We start from the raw sequence: 23,923 nt of genomic DNA, 5'->3' as shown, positions 1-23,923 counted from the left end.
CCTCTCAACGCCCGGTCAGCACGCGGTCGATATCGAGCGCCACAACGGCGTCGCCCCACCGCGACGGCCGGTCGAACCGTCGGCGATAGAGCGTCCGCGCACGATCCAGCGTCTCCGGCTCGAGAGACAGTCTCGCCCGCCCCTCGAGTGTGATCCACTGCGACTGGTCGTGCTCGCCGATCGCCACTCTGGACGGCTCCACGGTCAGCCGTCTCGCCTTCACGGACTGCCGGTCGACGATGACGTACGCCGCCCGCCGGCCCTCGTCGTACGTCGCCTTCACCGGCGTGAGGTGCTGGCGGCCGTCGGCGAGCTGGAGACCGAGGGACGCGATCCGCGGGAGGGCCAGAAAGGCTTGGTACTCAACGGGAATCAGCGTTGCGAACGGCCCGGACCTGACCGGTGACGTGTCGGTGCGCAGAAGCATGTCGCCACCGTGCAATGTGAAGTCGACTTGAGGTCAAGCCGGACTACTCGCCGAGTTGGAATCACGCGCGCTTCAGACTGCCCGAAGACCCGTCGGCCGAAAGAGCGCGTTCTCCCCGGCGGATGCGAAGCCGGCCAAGTCCGCAATCTCGCGGTCGGTCAGGCCGCGGCCAGCAAGGGCGCTGCCGATCACTTCAGCAAGGGCCGGCCGCTCGATCGGGATGTCATCACTCCCAGGTTCGATCACTCGCCACCCGCGCGCACTGAACACCTTGTAGATCCTGGTGCGCTCCTTTGGTCCGAGGAGGCCAAGGTGAAAGGCGCGCTCCACCAGTGCCTGCATCGAGACGCCGTACTCCTGCTTGAGGGCTGGTAGGCGTGACGCGCTCAAGTTCCGTAGTGCGGGTCGAACGACGTCCGCCGGCATCAGGAACTCACCCGCGAAAGCGTTGGCCTCCGCCTCGAGGTCTTGGCCGATCGTGACTGCCGTGTGCATCACCAGGTGGCCAAGCTCGTGAGCAAGGGTCAGGCGCATACGATCTGGCGGCACCACCGCGTTCACGATGATCACCGGATGATCACCAATCCACTGCGACAGGCCATCGACGCGCGGAGAACCGAAGTCCTCCACGAACACCACGCATCCGGCACTCTCCAGCCAGTCGACAAGGTGTCGAACCGGCCCGATCGGCATACGCCACTGTGCGCGCACCAACCGCGCCGCATCCGCTGGCGACGCCTCAAGGGCGTCGATCGTCGGTACGTGACTCGAGGCATTGATCGTCACTTCTTCGAACATCTGACTGGCGTGCCATCGATACATGTTCAGCTGAGCCTCCAGCCGCCGCCACACGCCCGGAGCCGCCGTCGCTCTCCGTCGCATGTGAGCATCTACGGCCATCCCGCCGTGCACACGGTCCGCACGCCTGAGAAAGGAAGGGGTCACGCCGAGCGCATGCGCGATCTGATCGAGTACGCCGTCATCTGGCTCGCGCAGATCATTCTCGTAACGGGACAAGGCAGCCTGCGTCACGCCTGCCAGCTTGGCGAGCTGTTCTTGCGTGAGCCCGTGCGCACGACGCGCCGTCGCGATGACCTCACCGATCCTGGTCACGCTTGCCCTTCCTCTGGGCGGTTGGCACTCAGCCTCTCGCTCACGACAACTTCTGGCGGCTGTGGGCCGCTGTGCGGAGTGACCGGTACGGCGCTCGCGATCGCCAGTTGATCAGCCTCTGGCAGCTCGTGTACCCAAATGACCTGTTCGCCATCGTGCAAGGAGATCACGGGGGCCCCGATCTGCCACACGTCAGCGTCCCAGCGGTAGCCAGCAAACAGCCGGATCTCCTCGAGTCCGTCCAGAGTGTCTTGCGCCTGCTCGAGGAACAGCAGCACGCTCTGCGTGGGATACGAGCGAACCTGGCCGTCACCGTCATGCTTCTTGACTCGGACGCGATACCTGGTCCCGATGTACATCTCGCGGGTGGGTGGCTCATCGACAAACGCGACGCCATCTACGCCGTCAAGAAGTGAAGTGATGTGCGCCCAGGCACGATCGTGCGCGAACGCAAGCAGTCCCCGACTCGTCGCTTCGGCCGCCCAGCCAGGAAACGTCAGACGAAAGACCCTCAGACATGGCGGGACGATCAGTGCGGATCAGCGGACGTGATCCTGAAGGATCGCGACGACGGCTTCGCGAATGATCTCGGGCATGGCCTTGGGCACGGGAGTGCTGTCTGCGAGGTAGCGGCGCACGGCGGCGTACGGGAGGTCGATGAGCGCGAGGTCGACGACCATGCGCGGGATGCCGAGTCGTACGAGCGCCTTGACCAGCGCGGCCGCGTGCGCGTCGAACTCGCGGTTCTCCGCATCGACCTGCTCCCGTTCGGCCGTGGGCCAGGAGTCGGGGTCGTACGCTGCCCTGCCGGCGAACAGCACCGCCGCCATGTCGGGGTGGTCGAGGCACCAGCGGCCCAGGGCTGCAGCAGCCTCACCGGCGGCGGCCACCGGATCCTCGCCGACGTCGACGCCGGCCGCCTCGTGGAGGGCTTCGTGCATGCAGCGCACGGCCCGCAACCACATCGCGCCGAGCAACGCGCCGCGAGTCGGAAACCGGTGGTACATCGAGCCATTGGGCGCTCCGACCCGTTCGGCCACCGCCGTCATCGTGACCCCGCTCAGGCCCTTCGCGGCGAACAGGGCAACGGCCGCATCGACGAGCTGCTGGGGGTCGTGCTTGGTCGGTCTCGCCATGGGGTCAACGTACCTGCGACAGTTATGGAGTACGGTCTCTACAACTAGCCTGGCGATCCCAGCCGGGCGGCGAGCCTGCGAGGAGCTGGTGACGCTGCGGCAGGACGGTGAGGTGTTCGTCCTCGATCTCGGAGACGACGAGAACAGGTTCAGCCCGAAGTGGCTGAGCCAGGTCGAGACGTACCTGGACGTGGTCGAGCACACCGAGGGCGAGCGTGCTCTGGTGACCTGCGCGACGGGCAAGTACTTCTCGAACGGGCTCGATCTGGCCTGGCTGGGTCAGCACCTGGATGAGTACGACCGTTATCTCGAGCGGGTGCACGCGCTGTTCGAGCGGTTCCTCACGCTCCCCTTTGTGACCGTCGCGGCATGCCAGGGGCACACGTACGCGGCCGGCGCGATGCTCTCGTTGGCGCATGACATCCGGGTGATGCGGTCCGACCGCGGGTTCTGGTGCCTGCCCGAGGCCAGTCTCCGAATGCCGTTCACCCCAGGCATGTCCGCGCTCATCCGTTCACGGCTCACGCCGCAGACGGCGCACCGGGCAATGGTCACCGGTCAGCGGTACGGCGGCGCTGACGCCGCTGCGGCCGGGATCGTCGACTACGCCGTCGACGAGGACGATGTCCTGCCGGCCGCGCTCGGGCTGGCGGCCGGTCACCAGCAGCTGGCGGGCGACAACCTCGGTGCCATCAAGGCCGAGATGTACGCCCCCGTCGTCGCCGCCCTGACCGGGGCCCTCACGCCGGTCGAGTAGGCGAGCCCCAAGGGGCGAGACGTATCGAGACCAGGTGCGCGCGGGCACCTGGTCTCGATACGCCTCCGCTGGCGCTCCGGCTACTCGACCAACGAATGGGCAGGGTGGAACGTGAGGGCACGGGCGCATAGGTGGCGGCCTGTCGCTCGTGCCCTCACGGCTTGGTGCTCAGCCGGCGGGAGTCCCGACGCTGAGGGCGAAGACGTGCAGCGACGCGTTGCCGGGCAACGTGACCGCGACGACGTCCTTGGCCGGGTCGAGGGCGACGGTGTTGGAGTACACGCGGTAGTCGTACTCACCGTTGCCGTAACCCGTGGGCGTGTAGCGGCCCTTCACCGACGTCACCGTGGTGGCGTTGTAGGTGTTGGTCGTGTTCTGCAGCCAGTTCGGGAAGCCCGTGGTGCCGGTGCTGGTCGTGCCGTCGGAGTAGGTCACGGTGACCTGTCCGCCGGCGCCGCCGCCCGCCGTGGCCGTGCCGAGCAGACCGAGGGCCTTGCCGCGGCCCTTCACGGCGATCGTCTGCGTGGCTGCCTTGGCGTTGTCCGCCGTGCCGTACGCCGACCCGGGCCACGTGTAGCTCAGCCCGTTGGACGTGACCGTCGCACCAGGCTTGATGCCGGCGGCCGCCAGCCCCTCGCCGTACAGGCTGTCCTTGCCGCCGTCGAGATCACCCTGGGCGTAGGTCTTCGCGTCCGTGACACCGACGTTGTCGTACGCCTTCGCGAGCGTGGCGTACGGGACCACCGTCTCCCCGGAGAAGGAGCTGCTGTAGCTCCGGCTCCGAGCGGAGTAGGCGAACGTCGCGGTGAGCGTGGCCGAGCCGGGCTTCGCGGTGTCGGACACGCTGACCTTCGTGTTCACGGTCTTCGACGCGCCGGGCTGCAGCCCGCCGGGAATCGTGATGGTCGCGGGCGAGGCCGTGATGCCGTCCGTGTCCGAGGCGACCTTGACCGTCATGTCGTTGAGCGGCACCGTCGCGTCGTTCCGCACGGTGACCGGCACGGTCGCCGTGCTCCCCGGTGCGCTCATTGCGGGCGTCTTGATCGACACCGCAGCAGCCGAGTCGTCATGGCTCCCGACCACAGCAGAGGCACCGACCAGCGACACGGTCGCGGACGAGCTGCGAGCAACCGCAGTCGTTTTCACGTGCGCGATGCCCTTGGCCGCGTCGTAGTACCAACCCGACGGCGCCTTGGCGAGCGCCGCCGCGTCAGCCACCTGCTTGAGGTCCTGCGCCCCGACCTTCACGACCGCCGGCTTCTTCGGCGAGTGCACGGTGAGGTCGTAGCCACGGGAGGCTGCCTGGCCGTCGTACGTGCCCTTGATCGCTCCGACCGTCACCTGGACGGTGCCGACGCCGGCCTGCGGTGCGCGTACGGACAGCTTCTGCGTTGAGGACTGCCCGGCTGCGTGCTTGCGCGTGACGCCATCGTCCTCGTAGAGGTCGAACGAGCTGGTCCCCTGCGGGAACACGTCGACCGAGAGGCGGCCCTTGTCGCGCGTCTTCCACGACGTCGTGCCCTCGGACCACATCGGCACAACAGCGCCGCCACGGACGAACATCGGCAGCTTGTCGAGCGGTGCGTTGTAGCCGTTGATCGTCGTCGGACCGGTGTACGTCTTGCCGCTCCAGTAGTCGACCCAGGTCCCCTTGGGGAGGTAGATGCCGTTGCGGACGGAGGTGTCGGAGTAGACCGGCGCGACGAGGAAGTCGTCGCCCGACATGAACTCGTACTTCGCCGAGTTCGTCTGTGCCGCAGGATCATTCGGGTACTGCAGGTAGAGCGGGCGGACCTGGCCGACGCCGTTCTGATGTGCTTGCGCGCTGTAGCTGTAGGAGTAGGGCAGCAGCCGCTCCTTGAGCAGGAGGTACTTCTTGTTGATCGCGTTGATGTCGTCGCCGTAGCGGTAGGGCTGCTTGTCGCTCGGCGCCCAGCCGTCCATCGTCATCGTGGTCGGCAGCATCGACTTCCACTGCAGGTCACGGGCGTACGTCTTGGGCGAGCCGCCGAAGATGCCGTCGACGTCGCCGGTGTTGTAGGCGATGCCCGACATGGTCGATGAGGCGTACGTCGGGATCTGCCAGCGGATGTAGTCCCAGCTGCCACTCTGGTCACCCGACCAGAGCACGGAGCACCGCTGGGCGCCCGCCCACGAGTTGGGCTGGTAGACGAATCCCCTTGCGTCCGAGTACTTCTCGATGCCCGAGTACGCCGTCTCGCAGCCGTCGAGAGAGAAGCGATAGCCCGGGCCGACCCAGGCGACGTCGAGCTTGCGGACGCGGACGCCGGCCTTGACCTCGTCCTCCTGCTTGGTCAGGTCACTCTCGGTCCACAGGCCCATCTGCATGTTGGTCTTCTGCAGGCCGGCGCCGGTCTCGGGGAGCTTCTCGTAGCCACAGCCATAGCCGTCGTTGACAAGCATCCAGCCGTTGGGCATGCCGTTGTCGACGTAGCCCTGCGCGACCTTCAGCGAGTCCAACGTGTGTCGCTCGCCGCGGTTGGCGTTGTGCAGGTAGCAGTCGGAGTCGCCGAGCTCGAGACCGTAGATCGGCGGCATGAACGGCTTGCCGACGAGGTCGGTGTACTGGCCGATCACGGACTTGAGGTCGCCCACGAAGTAGTAGGCGTCGTACCGCTGCTCGTTCTCGGTGGTCGTGACTGGCGCGGCGGAGTCCGTGGCTGAGCCGAACGTGTAGGCGCCGGGCGCGAAGGTGTGGCGGAAGACGCCGTAGCCGGCCGTCGACACGTAGTAGGGCTGCGAGTTGTTGTAGCCGCCTTCGTTCCAGTTGAACGAGTTCGCAACGTTGACCTTCTTGCCGGTCAGCGTGTAGCTGCCGTTCTGCTCACCTGCGCCATAGAACTGCTCGCCCGGCTTGCCTGCCAGCGTCTGCGTCGTGCCCTGATCGGACCAGGTCAGCGGCGACGCCTCGCGGAACAGCACAGTGCCGTCCGCTCTCGTCAGGGTGAGCTTGGGGTCGGCCTTCGTGATCGTGAGTGACGCGTCGGGCGTCGAGAGCCGGTACGCAGAACCCTCGTCCTTCAGCTTGAGTGCACCGGACGGGGTCGCGGGCTTCTGGAGCATGGTGGCCGACGGCTTGCTCGGGTCGGAAGGCGCATCGTCGGGGTTGGTGAACGTGCCGTCCGGCGCCATCTCGACATGCAGCGTCTTGCCCGTGATCGCGGTGATCCGCAGCTTGGCGGCACCCGCGGTGAACGTGACGGTGTGGGCGTCGACCTGGGTCGCCGCCGTCAGGTTGGGCAGCGTGGTCGCGCCGTCAGCGGCGGCCTGTCCACCCAGCGCCTCGGCTGAAGATCCGGACGCCAGTGCCAGGGGAAGGACCAGGCCGGCGGCTGCGCACAGAGTCGCAGCGCCTCGCCTCTTGTGATTATTAGTGATCATTTCAAGCCTTTCCTGAGCACCTATGGTCAGTGCTGCGCGACGTTAGCGGATCCCGCGCGCCCTTGTATGGGGTTCGGCTCAACTCATTGGGAACACTGACCAAGGCCGATTCCGTGCGAGCGGCGACAGCGGGCGTACCGTCGTCAAGATGATCGGCTCGCGCAGTCGTCGGATCACATCAGCACTTGCCGCCACCGCGGCGACCGGCCTGGCCGGCACGCTCATGGCGTGCGCCGCCGAGGCCAGCCCGACCGCGCCACCAGACGCTGCGCCCGCCGCGAAAGCGGCCACCGTGCAGACCGTGATGACTGGTCTCAACTTTCCGTGGGACGTCGCGTTCTTCAAGAACGGCGACATGTTGATGACCCAGCGCGGAGGCAAGCTCGTGCTGCGTACTGCGGCAGGCGTCGTACGCACGGTCAACGCACCGTTCTCCGACGTCTACGCCGTCGGCGAGGGCGGACTGATGGGTCTGGAGATCGACCCGACCACCGTGCACACCTACTTCTACACGTGCCAGACCTATCAGTCCGCAGGCAAGCCGGTCGACGTCCGCGTCATCCGCTGGCGACTGACCAACGACGGCAGCGGAGCCGTCCGCGAGAAGACCCTGGTGAGCGGCATCCCGCTCACCAGCGGACGGCACTCCGGCTGCCGGCTCCGATTCACTCCCGGTTATCGGATCAGCATCGGCACCGGCGACGCGGCCACCGGCACGAACCCGCAGAACCTCAGCTCGCTCGGCGGGAAGACCCTGCGCATCGACCCGCAGGGCGGCATCCCAGCCGACAACCCGTACGCCTCACGCACCGGCAACGCGCGCTACGTCATGAGCTACGGGCACCGCAACGTGCAGGGTCTCGCCGTCCGGCCGGGCAGCTCCCAGCTCTGGAGCCAGGAGCAAGGCACCGACCGCGACGACGAGACCAACGTCGTCCTGCGCGGCGGCAACTACGGCTACGACCCGGTCCCGGGCTACAACGAGTCAGTGCCGATGACCGACACCACGAAGTACCCCAACGCGGTCCGCGCCCGCTGGTCGTCCGGCAACCCGACCGTGGCGACGAGCGGCATGACTTTCCTGCAAGGCACGGGCTGGGGCCGCTGGAACGGAGCGCTCGCCGTCGCCGAGCTCAAGAACACAGGCGTACGCGTGCTCACGCTCGACGCGGCCGGCACCGTGACCCGCGACGAGCAGCTGCCCGTCCTCAACGACACCTACGGCCGAATCCGTACGGTTCAGAACGGTCCTGGCGGAGCACTCTGGGTGACCACGTCGAACGGCGACAACGCCGACAAGGTGCTGCGACTCGCGCCGTACGCCCCGCCCGCCTGACCGCCGAACGCTGGCCCGTTCACGCGGCGGGCTCGACGGTGGTCGATCACCAACCGGCCCACGCCGTACAGCATCCCGAGGACGCACAGCCAGGCGAACCAGTCGCCGAACCTGGCGTACAGCGTCCGAGGGGTCCGGGTCGGGATGTCGGCCACGATCGTCGTCGGCCGGTCCCAGCTCGACTCTCGCTCGGCGACCACCCGGCCGGTCCCGTCGCTGATGGTGAGGCGCCCGTCCCGACCGGAGCGAGCGAGCGCCAGACCGCTCTCGACGCCGCGCGTCACGGCCATCCGGCCGTGCAGCCAACCGTCGTTGAAGAAGTCCCACGCGGGAGCCAGCAGCACGGTGGAGCCCGCGTTGCGGAAGTCACGAACGAGGTTGGGATAGTCGAGGTCCTTGCAGATGATCACACCCAGCCGCTGCTGCGAGCCCGGGACGAACGTGAGTCCGCTGCCGGCCGTCGTGTCACTCTCCACGCCCGGGATCAAGTAGTGCTTGGTGTAGGTGGAGAAGGCAGCACCGTTGCCGGGAATGGCCAGCGCGATGTTCTTGTACTGACCGTCGGGCTGCCGCACGAGGACGCCGAGCACCACGTCGACGTGCCGCTGTTTCGCGACCACGACGAATGGATCGGCGAGCCGGCCGAGGGTCGACTGGTCAGCCAGGAACGCTTTCTCCGGCAGGACGACAGCCCGTGCGCCCTCATCCGCCATGGACCGGACCAGGCCCACGTATCGCGCCGTGAGCCGCTGCCCGGCGGCGCTCTCCGGGCGGACGTCGTCCTTGTTCTGAGCGGCTACGCCGACGCCGACTCGAAGCTTGGCGTCGTCGTGAGCGGAGATGACCAGGAAGTCCGTCGTCACATAGCCGCCCACCACGACGAGCGTCGCGGCCGCGGCAATCCCGATCCGCATCCGCTCCCGCGTGCCGGCGCCCGGCGCGAAGGCCGCCGCGAGGGCAACCGGCACAGCCACCAGCAGGAAGCTGATCCCCCAGACTCCGGTCGCGGAGACGATCTGGAGCACCGGCGTGATCTCGGCCTGGCTGTAGCCGAGGCTCCACCAGGCACCGTTGGATCCCACCAACGAAAGGGTGTACTCACCGGCGATCCACGTCGCCCCGGCCAGCACGATCGCCGACAGCGCACGTCGCCGAAGAATCAGGGCTCTCGCGAACAGAACGGCACACACGAGGAGAGCCGCGCCGTACAGAACGACGGATAGAGCCAGCACAGGCGGCAGCTCCACCGTGTCGGTGAAGTAGAACCAGAGACCGGCCTGACCGATGAGCCACGCCAGGGCGGCATGCAGCGCCGACCTGCGCGCCGACACTCTCGGCGCGGCCAGCATGACCGGCAGCAGCGCGACCCAGGTCAAGAGCGCCACGGGGTGCAGCCCGACGCCCAGGTACAGCAACGCACCGGAGAGCAGCGCGCTCCCGTCCGCGAGACGTATGGCGCGCCGATCAAGCAGCGAGACCATGGAAGACCCTCCTCAGGCAGTCGTGGCAGAGGTCGCGGAACGCGTTCTCATCGACGCCGAGCCGGCCACCCTGATAGAGGGCTATGAGTCCCTGCAGCTGAGCGACCAGGGTCAGGGACACAGCAAGCGGGTCATCCCGGCGAAAAACGCCCTCGTCCATGCACCTCGTGACGCCCGAGATGACGATGCTGAGGGTCGGCGACTGCGCGGCGGCCGAGCTGTCGGGGAGCTGGCGCGCCTCGTCCCGCTGGTCGATGAACATGTAGCGATAGAGATGCGGTCGCGCGATGGCCAGATCGACGAGGAGACTCCCGATGGCCAGCAGATCTGCCCAGGAGTCCCGTTGCTGCTCCCTGGAACGCCATTGATCGGCGACCTTCGCGAAGGCCTCTTCGCACACCTCGTTCAGCAACCCCTCGCGGTTGGGGTAGTGGCGATACAGCGCCATCGGCGTGATCCCGACGCTCTGAGCCACACGACGCATACTCACAGCGGCCGAGCCCTCGGCCTCCAAGAGCTCACGCGTCGCCTCCGCGACCTTCTCCCTGGTTGATGGCATGTATACACCGTAGACCAACGGGCATCGGCGGGCCTCCCGAACCAGGGGATCGCCCCGCCTGACCCGCGGCGCTAGACGCCGGTCATGCCGTCGATGCGCTCGCGCAGCAGGTCGGCGTGGCCGTTGTGGCGGGCGTACTCCTCGATCAGGTGGACGTAGATCCAGCGCAGGCTCACGCTCTGGCCCATGAACACGCCGGTGTCGGTCAGCTCCCGCGCCGCACAGACCGCTCGGGCTGCCGCGACCTCGGCCTCCCACGTCGCGAGCGCCCCGCTCACGGTCTGGTCCTCGGCCACGTCGAACCCGCCGTCCGGACCGTCCGGGTCCGCCTCCGGGTCGAAGATGGGCGGTACGCCCTCGCCGGCCAGCACGCGGCGGAACCAGTTGCGCTCGACCTCGGCCAGATGCTGGATCAGCCCGGTCAGGGTGAAGCCGGACGGCGGCACCGAGAGGGTGGCGGCCTGGACGTCGTCGAGACCGTCGACCTTCATGACGAGAGTCGTGCGGTGGAAGTCGAGCCAGGACTCGAGGGTCCGTCGTTCGTCGGCGTTCAGGGGCGGCATCGGGCGCTCAGGAGTCACAACGCCGATCATTCACGGCCGCTCTGACAAAGTCGTCCGCGTAGGTGTCGGATTCGGGGATCCGCCGATCGTCGGGTGGGTAACAGCACGACACGACGAGAGGAACGCAACGATGAGCACCATGACCAACACCGGGACGGACACCCGTGAGAAGGAGGTCCTCCTCAGCGCCCTGGAGGGCACGCGCCGCCACGTGCTGACCGCGCTGGAGGGACTGACCGATGAGCAGCTGCGCCAGCCGAAGCTGCCGTCCGGCTGGCACGCGCTCGGGTTGGTCCAGCACCTGACGCTGTCCGACGAGCGCTACTGGTTCCGGTGCGTGATGGGCGGCGAGTCGACCGACTACTTCCCGGAAGGCCCGAACGCCGAGTGGCAGGTCGACCCGGAGGAGCCCGCGGCCGACGTCATCCGCCGCTACCAGGAAGAGTGCCGCCGGTCCGACGAGCTCATCGCCGCCACGTCGCTGGACGCACCGCCCAAGGCACCCGACCCGACCTGGGCCGAGTGGAACATGAGCTATCCCGACCTGCGCTCGGTGATCATGCACGTCATCACCGAGACCGCGGCCCACGCCGGGCACATGGATGCGACCCGCGAGCTCATCGACGGCCACCAGTGGGTCGTGCTCTGAGCCCATTGGTCAGCCCAGTCGGAAACGCAGCCCGGCCGATCGTCGTACGGGCACAACAAACGTTGAAGGAGAAGCGATGAAGTACGTGATGTTCGTGGTGGTCGACCCGGCGCTGAAGGCCGAGGCGCATGAGAACGACATCTCGATTGAGCAGTGGCTCGACGAGGTGAAGGACCAGCGGATCGTGGGCGAAGCCCTGCGGCCGACCAGTGATGCGACCACGGTGCGGGTCAGCGGCGGCGAGGTGCTCGTCAGCGACGGGCCGTTCACCGAGTCGAAGGAATGGATTGTCGGCTTCGACCTGCTGGACTGTGCGGACCTGGACGAGGCGATCAAGATTGCCTCACGCCATCCCCAGGCCAACGGCGGCAAGCTCGAGCTGCGCCCGGTCTGGGACCTGAGCGAGGAGTGACGTGACCGCATCCGCCGCCGCAGCCGAGGCTGTGGCCACCGCTGTGGCGGCGGAGCGACCCGCGATCGTCGCCACGCTGATCCGGATGACGCAGGACTGGGATCTCGCCGAGGACTCCGCGCAGGACGCGGTCGAGAAGGCCCTGCGAACCTGGCCCGAGGAGGGCCTCCCCCGATCACCAGGTGCGTGGCTCACCACGGTCGCGCGGCGGCGGGCCCTCGACGTGCTGCGCCGGAGGCAGAACGAACGCACCAAGCTGCAGGAGGCAGCCATGCTGGAGGACCCCGCCGCGACGCAGCGCTCGGACGATCTGCTGCGGCTGATCTTCACCTGCTGCCATCCCGCGCTCGCCCTCGACAGCCGAGTTGCGTTGACACTCAAGACTGTTGCCGGGTTGAGCACACCCGAGATCGCGCGGGCCTTCCTCCTTCCGGAGGCCACGCTGTCGCAGCGTCTGCTGCGCACCAAGAAGAAGATCGCGCACGCGGGCATCCCCTATCGCGTGCCGGACGACGACGTCCTCGCCGAGCGGATCAGTGGCGTGCTCGCCGTCATCTACCTCATCTTCAACGAGGGCTACACGCGCCAGTCCGACCACCTCGCGCTCGAGTCGCGACGCCTCGCGCGACTGCTGGTCGACCTGATGCCCACCGAGGACGAGGCGCGCTCGCTGCTCGCGCTCATCACCTTCCAGATTGCCCGGCGCGCAACGCGATTCGACTCCAACGGTCAGCTCGTACCGATGGAGGAGCAGGACCGGTCGCGGTGGGATCGGGTCCTCATCGATGAGGCCTCATGGCATCTGCGTCGAGCCGCGCACGATGGCCGACCGCCGGGCACCTTCCGCCTCCAGGCCGAGATCGCCCAGCGCCACGCACAGGCTCCCTCCGCCGACGCGACCGACTGGGCGGCCATCGTGCCGTTGTACGACGCGCTGCTCGTCGCGCAGCCGTCGCCGGTGATCGGGCTCAACCGAGCGATCGCCGTGGGGTTTCGCGACGGTTTCGAGGCCGGGCTGCGTGAGCTGGACGCGATCGACCAAGGCGCGCTCTCGTCGTACGTCATGCTCCCGGCGACGCGGGCCGACTTCCTGCGGAGGCTCGGTCGCCTCGACGAGGCGCGGTCGGCGTACGACGAGGCCATCGCTCTCACCGCGCCGGACCAGCCCGAGCGCGAGCTCCTCGAACGCCGCCGCGCCGAGATCGACGCTGGTTGAGCCCGGCAGGACTTGCCCCGGGGCAGCTAGATGCGCTGGAGGTTGAGGCTCTGCTGGAGAAGCGAGACGTACAAGCGGTCGCCGGACTTGGTCTTGGTGCCGAGCCGCGCGCCCAGCGCGGCTTCGGTGGCTGCGTCGAACGCTCCGCTGAGTGGCAGATCGAGGTGGCTCACGTTGTTCAGACGGGACTGCAGGGTTCGTACGACATCGCTGTCGAATGAGGACGACGCGGGCATACCGAGGACGTAGCGCAGGCGTCGGGTCGTCGACTCGCCCCAGCTGCCGTCGACGGCGAGCAGACCGTTGGTCGGCCGGCCGATCTTGTCCGGCAAGGTCCAGGTGCGGATGCGCTCCGACCACGTGTCCACGTGCAGGTGATCGCCTTCGACGTGGCAGCGCAGACCGCACTCGGCGGCCAGCCCGGCCGCGACGGTCATGAACTCGGCCTCCTTCTTGGAGGCGTTCCAGTCGGCGCCCATCGCGAGACCGCGGCCGTCGACCGTCTTGACGAACCAGATCTTCTGCATGCCCTGGTGGGCCGACGTCTTCTTCTCGACATGGTTGTCGTGCCAGTCCTCCTTCTCGCGGACGTTGTCCTCGAGGCAGTACGCGCCGTAGGTCGCCTGCAGCCGGAACTCGACCAACCGCGAAAACGCCTCCAGCAGTGAGACATCGGCTCCCGGACCCGGGAACTTCCAGCTCTCGAACGACGCCTGCAGGCCCGCCACGGGAGTCGTGCCGTGCGTCTGCCGAGGCGGCTTGAGGACGACAGTGCGCGGTCGCGCCGGCGCGACCGTCGCCGCAGGAAGCGGGAGCGTACGACCGACCTTGAGCTGGCGCTGCCAGCGGGCGAGGACCTCTGACGGGCTGCCGAAGACACCGCCGCCTGCCGTCGTCCCGAGTGCCTTGGCCAGCGCCCACTGGGTGTGGGTGCCTTTGGTCGGACCCTTGGTGTTGTCGAGCAGCCCCTCTCCGTCATCCACGATCGGCCGGCCGTCGATCCCCGTGAAGCCGCGCATGTTCAGGTGCCGCTGGAGGTTCTGCACCGCGAACCTCCGCTGGGACGCCCGGGTGATGCGCATGAAGGCCGTCCAGGTGCCGGGGCCCAGGAAGCCGTCGTCGAACTTCGCCGGCGCTGCGCCCGGCTGAGCCACCGGAGCACCGACCAGTCCCATCGGCCGCATGGGGATGAGCGCTGAGCCCAGCTCCTTGTATGCCTCCCACAACGCACGGCGATCCTCGATGCCGAACGCGTCATGTGTCGCGCTGGGGTTGCCGCGGTTGATCGCCTTGGCGATGACGCCGATCGAGGCGTTCGCATCCGACAGCATCGCGAGGGAGGTGTACTGCAAACCGCCGACCTGCCAGGCCCGGCCACCCCGCGAGCGGGTGTAGTACTCGGTCGCCGTGTGCCAGGCGAAGTCCGCCGACGCGAGCGATTTCGGATCCCTCACGAAGACGTCGGAGTCCGTGACGAGGCCACGCTTCTTGAGGAAGCTCCCAATCGCGCGATAGTTGCCCTTGCCGGTGGTCTGGATGGCGCCGCGGCCGCGGTAGGGGTCGTACGTCTTGGGGCCACCGAACTCCGTGAAGGTGCCGAAGAAGGCCGTCTCCTGCGTGACATTCGCCAGGAAGGTGGCACACCCCTGGGCGGTCCGCAGACCGATGTCCGACATGGTCGCGTTGAGGTGCATGGCGATGTTGTCGAACGTGTCGACCTTGCGGCCACCGGCAGCACCGACCGTCGTCAGAACCGCTTTGACCTGCGTCCCCGTCAACCCCACGGGCCCCTCCTGAGAACCGCGGCGGCATCCCCCACCGGTCAGCCGCGCGCCCCCACGATCATCCTCCCGCCAAGACCGCAAAGGCCAGAAGTTTCGATTCGGGCGCCGGTTTGCACCAATCCGTCGACGATCAGCCGGCGAGGGCCTCATCCGGCGTGATCGAGTCCAGACCGAAGGCCTCGCCCACCGGCGGGCAGGTAATCTTCTTGGCGTGCGTGTTGAGTCCGAGCGCCAAGGCCGGGTCGGCCCGCATCGCGTCGCGCCAGCCTTGGTTGGCGAGACGGACGGCGTACGGCAGGGTCGCGTTGGTGAGGGCGTAGGTCGACGTATTTGGCACGGCCCCAGGCATATTCGCGACGCAGTAGAAGATCGACTCGTGCACCTTGAACGTCGGGTCGGCGTGAGTCGTGGGGCGCGTGTCCTCGAAGCAGCCACCCTGGTCGACGGCGATGTCGACGAGCACCGAGCCAGGCTTCATCCGCGACACCAGCTCATTGCTGACCAGCTTGGGGGCCTTGGCACCCGGGATGAGGACGGCGCCGATGACCATGTCGGCCGCCGTGACCTCCTGCTCGACGGACAGCCGGGACGAGGCCAGACCGTGCACGCGGTTGTTGTAGCGCCAGAAGCTCATCCGCAGCTTGTCGAGGTCGGTGTCCAGGATCGTCACGTTGGCACCCATGCCGAGCGCGATGTTGGCGGCGTTCTGGCCTGCCACACCGCCTCCGAGGACGACGACCTTCGCGTTGGCGACACCGCCGACACCGCCCATGAGTACGCCGCGCCCACCCTGGGCGCGCATCAGCGAGTACGCCCCCACCTGGGGTGCGAGGCAGCCAGCAACTTCCGACATCGGATAGAGCAAAGGCAGCAGACCGGACGGCAATTGCACTGTCTCGTAAGCGATTCCGGTCACGCCGGTCTCGACCAGCTTGTCCGTGAGCGGCCGGTCGGCGGCGAGGTGGAGGTAGGTGAAGAGCGTCAGGCCCTCCCGGAGTCGGTGGTACTCCTCCTCCACGGGCTCCTTGACCTTCATGACCATCTCGGAGTCGCCCCACACCGCATCGGCGGAGTCGACGATCTTCGCGCCTTGAGCGACGTATTCGTCATCGCTGATCAGCGAGCCGAGCCCGGCGCCCTTCTGGACGAGGACCTCGTGACCGTTGGCCACCAGCTCGTGGACGCCAACCGCCGTGATGCCGACGCGGAATTCGTTGTTCTTGACCTCGCTGGGTACACCAATGCGCATGATCGGAGCGTACCGACTACCGAAAGAGTCGCGAAACTCACGTTTTGCTACTGATCAGTACGCACGGGCCTCTCGGGATCTTTCCGGTCAGCCCTGTTCGGGAGTTCTCGCCACATCGTCGAACGTGCCGACGGACGATGCGTGCATGACCACTCCCGGCATCAAGCGACGCACTGTCATCGCGGGTGTGGCTGCGGCCACGGCTGCCGTCGCGGCACCCCGCGTCTTCGACCCGGCTGTTGCGGCCGCACCGGCACGTGACGGCATCTTCGGCTACGGCGTCGCGAGCGGCGACCCGACGGGCACGTCCGTGATCATCTGGACCCGCGCCACGCCACCGGCCAAGAAGCACGAGCCGGTCGCCACGCCGGGCAGCGGTCGCGGCCGGTCGATCCCGGTCCAGTGGGAGGTCGCCCGCGACCCGAAGTTCCGCAAGAAGGTGGCGCACGGCACCGTCCACACCAGGGCGAGCTCGGACCACACGGTCAAGGTCGACGTGACCTGCCTCAAGCCCTACACGCGCTACTACTACCGCTTCCACAGCCTGGGCGAGTGGAGCACGGTCGGGCGGACCCAGACGGCGGCCGACATCCCCGGCGAGGTGCGCGCGCTGCGGATGGCGCTCGTCAGCTGCAGCAACTACACCGGCGGCTACTTCACGGCGTACCGCGCGATCGCCCAGCGCGACGACCTCGACTTCGTGCTCCACGTCGGTGACTACATCTACGAGTACGGCAACGGCGCCGACCGTTACGGGCCGAAGGAGCTGGTCGGCGTACGCGACGGTGCACCCGCTACGGAGATCCTCGACCTGGAGGACTACCGGCTGCGGCATGCGCTGCACAAGGCCGACCCGGACGCCCGAGCCGCGCACCGCCAGCATCCGTGGATCACGATCTTCGACGACCACGAGGTCGCCAACAACGCGTGGGCAGCCGGCGCGCAGAACCACCAGGCCGACGAAGGCCCCTACCTCGCACGCCGCAATGCAGCGATGCAGGCGTACCTCGAATGGATGCCGTTCCGGATGCCGAATCAGCATGTGCCGCACCGGGGTACGCGCTTCTTCAAGCGGTTCACGTTCGGCGCGCTCGGCGACCTGTCCATCCTCGAGACCCGTCAGAACCGCAGCGAGCAGGTCACCTTCCCGCAGAGCCCGCTCGACGGATTCGTTCCTATCGGTGTCGACCCGAGAATCGATGCCGCGCTCGCCTCGCCGGACCGCCACCTGCCCGAGCGGGAGCAGCTGGAGTGGATCAAGGAGGGTGTCGCGACCCGCGGGCGGCGTTGGCACTTGTTCGGCAACCAGGTGATGATCACCCCGATCCGCTACCCCGGTTCGGCCTTGGGCGCCGGCGACATCACCCTCGTCAATGCTGATCAGTGGGATGGCTACGCCACGGATCAGGCCTCGCTGCTCAGCCACCTCCAGGCTCAGCCCGCTCGCGCTGGCGACGTCGTGGTCCTGACCGGTGACATCCACTCGTCGTGGGCGTGCGACCTCGCGTCCAGCGGTGCGCCGGCGGGCGTGGAGTTCGTAACGCCCTCGGTGACCAGCGACGGGTTCTACGAGATCCTCCGCCAGTTCCTCGGCAACCCGGCACCCGAGGTCGCCGTCGGGGCGACCCGCCAGGTGGTCGGCGCGATGCAGCAGATCAACCCCGGCGTGAAGTACCTCGACGGCATCGGCCACGGTTACACGCTGATCGACGTCACTCCGGAGCGGGTGCAGGCCGACTTCCACCACACGCCCGTGCCGACCAGCGCTGCTCCCGACCCACGCGTGAACGCGGCGGTGCTACCGACGTACACCCGCAGCTTCCAGACCGCCGCCGGCAGCCGACGGATCTCTGCGGCGAGCGGACCCGTAGGTCCTCGCAACGACCACCCCGCCTAACCAGACCCGCCGGTCGAGTAGGCGAGCCCCACCCGCTGGTCGAGTAGGCGAGCCCCAAAGGGCGAGCCGTATCGAGACCCGGTGACCGCGTGCACCTTGGTCTCGATACGCCTCCGCTAGCGCTCCGGCTACTCGACCAGCGGGTTGGCGCTAGCGCTCCGGCTACTCGACCAGCGGGGTGGCGTTGGCGCTCCGGCTACTCGACCGGCTCAGTGGGCGGCGGCTCGGACCGCGTCGCTCTCGGCGGCGGCGTCGTACTCGTCCGGGGTGCCCTCCCACATCTGGTCGCAGCCGGATCGTCCACATTCGCAGGCGAATTCGAAGGCGCTCGGTGCTGCACCAATCGCCGTCCAGTGGGAGCGGAGCTGGTACGCCGTCGCACGGTTCTCGTACCGTCGCTGGCCCGCGAGATCGGCGCCTGGCGCAAGTCGGGTCACACCGTCCAGGGCAGGCTCAAGGACGGACTCCAGCTGAGCTCGGATCTGCGACCAGTCGGGGTCATCCGCGACGTCGACGCTGGGTCGTCCGGTCGCCGCGAGGTCCCGACGAAGGCGTTCAGCGACCAGCAGCTCGCGAGCGGCCAGGCCGTCGATCCGAGCGCGGGCGTCCGGATCGTCGACACCTTCGAGGCGCGCCTCTCGGACGCGACGAGTCCGCGCGGAGCCGGTCAGCAACCAGACCGAGGCGCCGGTGGGTGCGGAAGCGGCTGGTTGGAGCTGCGGTCCTTCCACCACGACGGGTACGTCCCCTGCACCACGCGCGGCGACGTCGGCGACCACGAGCGGGACCCGGTCTCGGCAGTGCGCGGCCCACTGATCGGCGGCGTACTCAGCACCTCGCGCCAGCACCGCATCCAGCGGCTCCGCTGCGGGCATCCGGTCGACATGCGCATAGGTGAACGCGTCGATCCGGTGGAGCGGCAGATCGCGCGCGTAGGCGAACTCCCTTGCCAGCGTTGACTTCCCGGCTCCCTGGAGGCCGCCGATCCAGATCATCGGCGGCCACGTCGTTTCGGCAGACATCACGTCAACCTATGACGTGTGCGCCTGCAAAGTGACTCGCTACCTCGAAGACGACCCTCGTAGAGGAGAGCCATCTTCGAGGTAGCGAGTCATGTTGCGATCGCAAACGCGGGCGGATGGGCGCGCGACGTGGACTAGCCCGCGATCCGGCGACGGACGTACGCCGAGGTCTGGTCGACCACGATCACCAGGACGAGCACGATGATGATCTGGGTGACCATCCGATCGAACTGGAACAGCTGGATCGACTGGTTGATCAGGAAGCCGATACCGCCGGCGCCGACCAGTCCGAGCACGAGCGACGAGCGGACGTTGACGTCGAGCCGGTAGAGCAGCAGTCCGACCGCCTGCGGCAGCACGGTCGGCAGCACCGCGTTGGTCGCCACCTGCACGTTGGACGCGCCTGCCACCCGCAGCGCGTCGCGCGAACCGAGGTCGGTCTCCTCCATCGCCTCGGCCCACAGCTTGCCCATGACGCCGGTGTTGTGCAGGACCAGGGCGAGGACGCCGGCGAACGGACCGAGCCCCACTGCCGTCACGAAGATCAGCGCGAACACCACGTCCGGCACCGCCCGCAACGTCGAGAGCACCGACCGCGATGCCTGATAGACCCAGCTGTTGCGCGTCGTTGCCCGCGAGGCCAGCAGCGCCAGCAAGAACGCGGACGGGATCGACAAGGTCGTGCCGAGCAGCCCGATGTAGAGGGTGACCGCGGCCGCTTCCAGTGCGGGGCGTACGACACCTGACCAGCTCAGGTCCGGCGGCACCGCGTCGCTGAGGAAGTCGGCCATGCCGTGCCAGCCCTGCACGAGGGCGGACGGTGAGATGCCGGTGACTCGCCAGGCGACGACGTGCAGCGCGATGAGCGCGGCGGCGATGACCAGGATGCGCGTACCCGGCAGTCGACGGCGCGGCACCTCGATGGCCTCGTACGCGTGGATGCGGGCGGTCATGCCGTCACCTCCGCGGCGGGCGCTGCCGCGGGCGCGGCGTACAGCGCATCGACGTCGGTCCGTACGACGTCAGTCGCCGGGCGATCGAGCGTGATCCGGCCGTCGACCATGCCGATGATGCGATCGGCGTACCGCAGACCCAGGTCGGGCTGGTGCAGGACGGCCGCGACGGCGTACCCCTCACGAGCCAGATCGCGCAGCAGCGAGACGACGTGGTCGGCGGCAGCAGGATCAAGGGCGGAGACCGGCTCGTCGGCCAGGACCACCGACGCGCGCTGGCACAGCGCTCGCGCGATCGCGACCCGCTGCTGCTGACCACCGGAGAGCCGGCCGGCGCGGTCGTTCGCGCGGTCGGCGAGACCGACCCGATCCAGGCAGCTCATCGCCTCGGCGCGCACCTCCCGCGGGAACAGCACCGGCGCGATGGAACGGCGCAGCGGCAGCCGGCCGAGCGCCCCGGCGCAGACGTTGTCTAGGACGGTGCGACGACCCACTAGATGGATCTGCTGGAAGACCATGGCGACCTCCTGCCGTACGCCGGCGAGCGCCTTGCCGCCGAGCCCGGCGACTTCCGTGCCTCCGATGGTCAGGTCGCCATCGTCCTGATCTGTGAGTCCGACGATGCAGCGCAGCAGCGTCGACTTGCCCGATCCGTTGGCGCCGAGCACGGCCACCAGCTCACCTGGATGGAGCGTCAGGTCGACGCCGCAGAGCACCTCCCGGTCGGCGTACGTCTTGCGCAGCCCGCGCGCTTGGAGGAGCGGCTTGGCATCGGCGGTGGTCTCACCCCCTTGCGGATGCGGAGCCAGCGCAGCCATCACCATCACGCGTCCTTTTCGGTGAGCTTCAGAGTGCTCGCGAGGTCGAACAGCGGTTGGTACGTGGACTTCTCGACCTTGACCAGCGGTCCGGGAGGCGTGACGTCGAGGAATGCGCCGACCTTGGCGACGTCGGCCGGCGACAGCTCGAGCAGTGCCTTCGCGACACCTTCACGGAACTTCGGGTCGAGCTTTCCGCTGACCGTGATCGGGTCGTTCGGGATCGGGTCCGAGGCCCAGATCTGGCGGTAGTCGGACGCTTTGAACTTGCCGGCCTCGGTCGCGGTCGCCTGCTGCTGGGTGTTGATCTCGGCGGCGTCGACCTTGCCGTTGGTGAGGGCGAGCAGCGCCTGCGGGTGGCCGCCGGCGTACTTGAGCTTGACGTCGGAGTCCTGCAGTCCGGCCTTGCGCATCGCCAGCCGCGGGAACGCATCGCCCGAGGTCGAACCCGTGCTGCCGAGGGCGACCTGCTTGCCGCGCAGCTGAGCGACGGACGTGATGGGCGAGTCCTTCTTGACCCAGAGGCCGGCCTTGTACGTCGACAGCTGGCCCTTGCTGTCACCGAACGACGCGACGGGCTGGGCGTCCGCCTTGGAACTCGCGAAAACGTAACCGAGCGGCCCGAACTGGGCGATCTCGAGCTTGCCGTTGCGCATGGCCAGCACCTCGGCGGAGTAGTCGGCGACGACGGTCATCTCGACCTTGCAACCGAGCTTCTTCTCCAGGGCGCCGGCCAGCACCTTGAACGCCGGCGTCAGCTTGGCCGGGTCCTCGAACGGCTCGACACCGAACCGGACGGTGCCCTTGTTGGGGCACTCGATGCCGTTGGCACCCTTCTTCGCACCGCTCTCGGCGCCGTCGGCGTCCGAGCTGCACGAGGCGAGCGTGAGGGCGATCAAGGCGGTGGAAGCGAGCGCGACGGAGCGGTGGAAGCGCATGTGAATCTCCTTGGCAGGTAAAGGGGTACGCCGGTGAGCGGGTCAGAGAAGGTCGTCGAGGACCGCGGCGGCGAGGCCGAACGCGGTGGTCATGCCGACGCCGGAGGTGACAGCAACGGCACGGGCGTCGTCGTGCGGGGTGTCGATCAGAAAGGGTTCGGGTGCCGAGGCGTAGACGCCGCGCCACCGCTGAAGAACCTGAAGCCGGGGTACGCCGAGAAGTCGGGCGGTCTGGCTGAGTACCAGCTCGTCCAGGTCCTCGTCGTCGAACGGGTCGAGAGTGCGGTCGTAGTGGTGGGTGTCGCCGATGGTGAGTGACCCGTCAGGGCGTTGCGTGAACATGAGGTTGAGGCCGGAGCGGACGGCCTCCGGCTCCTCACGCTCGAGACGGGCGCGAAGGGCTGGCAACGTCGGGCAGGTGTCGAACCCGCCGTAGCGCAGCATCGAATGGCCAGTGAGCAGAGCGGGATCGAGCGTGCGGGAGTGCGGATCGGCGACGCGCAGCATGCGCAGCCGGCACCGGCGTACTCCGTGTCGTTCGGTCAGGTCCGGATAGACGTGATCGAGGTCGTGGCCGACGGCGACGACAGTGCGGTGCGCGCGGATGGCGCCGCGAGAGGTGCGTACGACGCCTGGCTCGGTGGCGGCCAGCGCGGTGCCCCAGTGGAAGGTGACGCCCTGGTCGGTGAGCCAGCGCGCGATGGCGGCGGGTGCCTCACGCGGGTCGACCCGGATGTCGAGCGGCAGCCAGGCGCCACCGACGACGTCGTCCGCGAGATCAGCCCGGTCATGGACCGTGGCGCGGTCGAGCAGCACGACGTCGTCTCCGCGTTGGTCGTGCAGCTCGGTCAGGACCGCAAGCTCGTCGTCCGCACGAGCGGCCACGAGGGTGCCGCTGTCGCGCAGCCAGAGACCGGCCTCCTTCGCGAGCCGCAGCCACTGGAGCCGGGCCGCCGTGCCGTACGCCAACGTGGGCCCGGCCTGCGCGGTCACGCAGCCGTGGCCGAAGTTGCGCACGGACGCGCCGGTGGCCCGGTCGTCTCGCTCGATCACGGCGACCGACAGGCCCCGGTCGACGGCCTCGACGGCGTGAGCCAGGCCAACGATGCCGGCGCCGACGATGGCGAGATCCACGGTCGCGCTACTTGTCATGACAAGTAAGGTACGGCCGCTGCCGGGGCCTCGGTCAACACTTCCCGCCAGTGTCCACAAGGTGTTTGCCTGGCGTTCATCGGCTGGGAAATCGCCGTTGTACAGGCCACTTGGTGCGCGATCCAGTACATGTACAGTCAGGCTATGTCTCCCCCACTGCATGAGCAGATCGCCGACCATCTGCGTCGCCAGATCCACGAGGGCGAGCTGTCGGTCGGAGCGGCCATTCCGTCGGAGTCCCAGCTCTGCGCCCAGTGGGACACCTCACGCGGCCCGGTCCGCCAGGCGCTCGCGACCTTGCGGTCCGAAGGGCTGATCGCGGGCGGTCGGGGCAAGCCGCCCGTCGTTCGCCAGTCCTCGCTCGGGCAGCCCTTCGACACACTGCTGTCGTTCTCCGCGTGGGCGCACGCGGAGGGGCGGGTGCCGGGGCAGCACACCCTCGAGCTGGCACTGCGACCCGCGAGTGACGAGGACGCGAGCGCGCTGGAGATCGAGCCGGGCGAGCGCGTGGTGCAGGTGCTGCGCCAGCGGCTCCTCGACGGCCAGCTGACCATGCTGGAGCGCGGCACGTTCATCGAGCCGGTCGCCAAGGTGCTCTTCGAATTCGACTGCGACTCGGGATCGCTGTGGGCACATATGCAGGCGCACGGCGCGGACTTCGCCTCGGCGTCGCACACCATCGACGCGGTGCCCGCCGACGAGATCGATGCGGAGTACCTCGAAGTCCCGGTCGGCACCCCGCTGCTGCGGCAGCGGCGTCTCGCCCGCGACTCCAGTGGCCGGCCGGTCGAGTGGTCGGACGACCGCTACCGACCCGAGCTGGTCAGCTTCACGCTCGACAACACGCTGGATGCCCGCACCGCGCTGGTGCGCAACATCAAGTCCGTCGCCTCCTGATCGAGCTTCTCGTCGCGTCGTGACGCGGCCGCGTCTTCGCCGGTGGCGAGCCGACGTCCGTGCCGACTCAGCCCAGGCGCGACAGGTATGTGGTCGCTGACTGTGCACTGCCCCGCCACATGGGGCAGTGCACAGTCCTCGACGACCCCCTTCCGGATCTGT

At 68.2% G+C, this 23,923-nt stretch carries 22 protein-coding genes; 7 read left to right on the top strand and 15 right to left on the bottom strand.

Going from position 1 to position 23,923, the window contains the following annotated elements; all coding sequences use genetic code 11:
• Nucleotides 1–4 precede the first annotated feature (4 nt).
• The 4 genes from VV02_RS03200 to VV02_RS03185 all read right to left on the bottom strand — a co-directional run bounded on the left by VV02_RS03200 (nt 5) and on the right by VV02_RS03185 (nt 2,676).
• Nucleotides 5–427: a pyridoxamine 5'-phosphate oxidase family protein gene (locus VV02_RS03200; protein ID WP_052589775.1), complete on the bottom strand. Its 423-nt coding sequence runs from the start codon at nt 425–427 to the stop codon at nt 5–7.
• A gap of 72 nt (nt 428–499) precedes the next feature.
• Nucleotides 500–1,540 carry a helix-turn-helix domain-containing protein gene (locus VV02_RS03195; RefSeq protein ID WP_052589773.1) on the bottom strand — a complete coding sequence of 347 codons (1,041 nt, stop codon included), beginning with the start codon at nt 1,538–1,540 and terminating at the stop codon, nt 500–502.
• Nucleotides 1,537–1,818 carry a hypothetical protein gene (locus VV02_RS03190; protein ID WP_157063249.1) on the bottom strand — a complete coding sequence of 94 codons (282 nt, stop codon included), beginning with the start codon at nt 1,816–1,818 and terminating at the stop codon, nt 1,537–1,539. Before VV02_RS03190 ends, VV02_RS03195 begins: the two co-directional genes overlap by 4 nt.
• Before the next feature lie 261 nt (nt 1,819–2,079).
• Nucleotides 2,080–2,676 carry a TetR/AcrR family transcriptional regulator gene (locus VV02_RS03185; protein WP_052589770.1) on the bottom strand — a complete coding sequence of 199 codons (597 nt, stop codon included), beginning with the start codon at nt 2,674–2,676 and terminating at the stop codon, nt 2,080–2,082.
• An 88-nt stretch (nt 2,677–2,764) separates the two neighbouring features.
• Here VV02_RS03185 and VV02_RS03180 point away from each other — a divergent pair, with 88 nt between their 5' ends.
• Nucleotides 2,765–3,433, top strand: a complete 669-nt coding sequence (locus VV02_RS03180; RefSeq protein ID WP_218917340.1) for an enoyl-CoA hydratase-related protein — start codon at nt 2,765–2,767, stop codon at nt 3,431–3,433.
• Nucleotides 3,434–3,601: 168 nt separating this feature from the next.
• Here the strand turns inward: VV02_RS03180 and VV02_RS03175 are convergent, their stop codons facing one another.
• Nucleotides 3,602–6,835: a TIM-barrel domain-containing protein gene (locus VV02_RS03175; protein ID WP_083449865.1), complete on the bottom strand. Its 3,234-nt coding sequence runs from the start codon at nt 6,833–6,835 to the stop codon at nt 3,602–3,604.
• Nucleotides 6,836–6,983: 148 nt separating this feature from the next.
• On the opposite strand from VV02_RS03175, the gene VV02_RS03170 reads away from it, so the two are divergent.
• Entirely contained in the window at nt 6,984–8,171 is a 1,188-nt protein-coding gene (locus VV02_RS03170; protein ID WP_052589768.1) for a PQQ-dependent sugar dehydrogenase, read from the top strand.
• Here VV02_RS03170 and VV02_RS03165 read toward each other — a convergent pair.
• From VV02_RS03165 to VV02_RS03155, 3 genes are all read right to left on the bottom strand, one after another.
• A complete protein-coding gene (locus tag VV02_RS03165; protein WP_052589766.1) occupies nt 8,075–9,652 on the bottom strand; it encodes an apolipoprotein N-acyltransferase in 1,578 nt (525 codons plus the stop codon). The two genes, VV02_RS03170 and VV02_RS03165, sit on opposite strands and share 97 nt — an antisense overlap.
• On the bottom strand, nt 9,636–10,211 hold the full coding sequence (locus tag VV02_RS03160) for a TetR/AcrR family transcriptional regulator (protein ID WP_052589764.1): 576 nt from the start codon (nt 10,209–10,211) through the stop codon (nt 9,636–9,638). Before VV02_RS03160 ends, VV02_RS03165 begins: the two co-directional genes overlap by 17 nt.
• 71 nt (nt 10,212–10,282) lie before the next feature.
• Entirely contained in the window at nt 10,283–10,792 is a 510-nt protein-coding gene (locus VV02_RS03155) for a DinB family protein (protein ID WP_245632983.1), read from the bottom strand.
• A gap of 112 nt (nt 10,793–10,904) precedes the next feature.
• Between VV02_RS03155 and VV02_RS03150 the strand changes: the two genes are divergently transcribed.
• The 3 genes from VV02_RS03150 to VV02_RS03140 all read left to right on the top strand — a co-directional run bounded on the left by VV02_RS03150 (nt 10,905) and on the right by VV02_RS03140 (nt 13,051).
• Nucleotides 10,905–11,423, top strand: a complete 519-nt coding sequence (locus VV02_RS03150) for a DinB family protein (protein ID WP_245632982.1) — start codon at nt 10,905–10,907, stop codon at nt 11,421–11,423.
• Nucleotides 11,424–11,499: 76 nt separating this feature from the next.
• Nucleotides 11,500–11,835 carry a YciI family protein gene (locus VV02_RS03145; RefSeq protein ID WP_052589761.1) on the top strand — a complete coding sequence of 112 codons (336 nt, stop codon included), beginning with the start codon at nt 11,500–11,502 and terminating at the stop codon, nt 11,833–11,835.
• A 1-nt stretch (nt 11,836) separates the two neighbouring features.
• The gene (locus VV02_RS03140; RefSeq protein WP_052589759.1) at nt 11,837–13,051 is read left to right on the top strand and encodes an RNA polymerase sigma factor; all 1,215 of its coding nucleotides are present in this window, start codon (nt 11,837–11,839) and stop codon (nt 13,049–13,051) included.
• 26 nt (nt 13,052–13,077) lie between these two features.
• Here the strand turns inward: VV02_RS03140 and VV02_RS03135 are convergent, their stop codons facing one another.
• Nucleotides 13,078–14,835 (bottom strand): hypothetical protein, encoded by a 1,758-nt coding sequence (locus VV02_RS03135; protein WP_052589757.1) that lies wholly within the window; start codon nt 14,833–14,835, stop codon nt 13,078–13,080.
• Nucleotides 14,836–14,965: 130 nt separating this feature from the next.
• Entirely contained in the window at nt 14,966–16,084 is a 1,119-nt protein-coding gene (ald, locus tag VV02_RS03130; protein WP_052589754.1) for an alanine dehydrogenase, read from the bottom strand.
• 145 nt (nt 16,085–16,229) lie between these two features.
• On the opposite strand from ald, the gene VV02_RS03125 reads away from it, so the two are divergent.
• Nucleotides 16,230–17,981, top strand: coding sequence for an alkaline phosphatase D family protein (locus VV02_RS03125; protein ID WP_052589753.1), 1,752 nt, complete (start codon nt 16,230–16,232; stop codon nt 17,979–17,981).
• A 209-nt stretch (nt 17,982–18,190) separates the two neighbouring features.
• On the opposite strand, the gene VV02_RS03120 is transcribed toward VV02_RS03125, so the two are convergent.
• The 5 genes from VV02_RS03120 to VV02_RS03100 form a co-directional block, all read right to left on the bottom strand.
• Nucleotides 18,191–19,003, bottom strand: a complete 813-nt coding sequence (locus tag VV02_RS03120; RefSeq protein ID WP_157063247.1) for a hypothetical protein — start codon at nt 19,001–19,003, stop codon at nt 18,191–18,193.
• A 134-nt stretch (nt 19,004–19,137) separates the two neighbouring features.
• Complete coding sequence (gene phnE / locus VV02_RS03115) at nt 19,138–19,956, bottom strand: phosphonate ABC transporter, permease protein PhnE (protein WP_052589749.1); 819 nt, start codon at nt 19,954–19,956, stop codon at nt 19,138–19,140.
• Nucleotides 19,953–20,780, bottom strand: coding sequence for a phosphonate ABC transporter ATP-binding protein (locus tag VV02_RS03110; protein ID WP_245632981.1), 828 nt, complete (start codon nt 20,778–20,780; stop codon nt 19,953–19,955). The genes phnE and VV02_RS03110 overlap by 4 nt, the downstream gene beginning before the upstream one ends.
• The gene (locus VV02_RS03105) at nt 20,780–21,712 is read right to left on the bottom strand and encodes a phosphate/phosphite/phosphonate ABC transporter substrate-binding protein (protein ID WP_052589747.1); all 933 of its coding nucleotides are present in this window, start codon (nt 21,710–21,712) and stop codon (nt 20,780–20,782) included. The genes VV02_RS03110 and VV02_RS03105 overlap by 1 nt, the downstream gene beginning before the upstream one ends.
• A 42-nt stretch (nt 21,713–21,754) precedes the next feature.
• Nucleotides 21,755–22,864: a TIGR03364 family FAD-dependent oxidoreductase gene (locus VV02_RS03100; protein ID WP_052589745.1), complete on the bottom strand. Its 1,110-nt coding sequence runs from the start codon at nt 22,862–22,864 to the stop codon at nt 21,755–21,757.
• 144 nt (nt 22,865–23,008) lie between these two features.
• On the opposite strand from VV02_RS03100, the gene VV02_RS03095 reads away from it, so the two are divergent.
• Nucleotides 23,009–23,761, top strand: coding sequence for a GntR family transcriptional regulator (locus VV02_RS03095; protein ID WP_052589742.1), 753 nt, complete (start codon nt 23,009–23,011; stop codon nt 23,759–23,761).
• Nucleotides 23,762–23,923: the final 162 nt, after the last annotated feature.

The sequence above is a fragment of the Luteipulveratus mongoliensis genome (assembly GCF_001190945.1).
GTDB classification, from domain to species: domain Bacteria; phylum Actinomycetota; class Actinomycetes; order Actinomycetales; family Dermatophilaceae; genus Luteipulveratus; species Luteipulveratus mongoliensis.
Note: the sequence above shows the minus strand (reverse complement) of the source record. Positions and strands in the feature narration are given on the sequence as shown.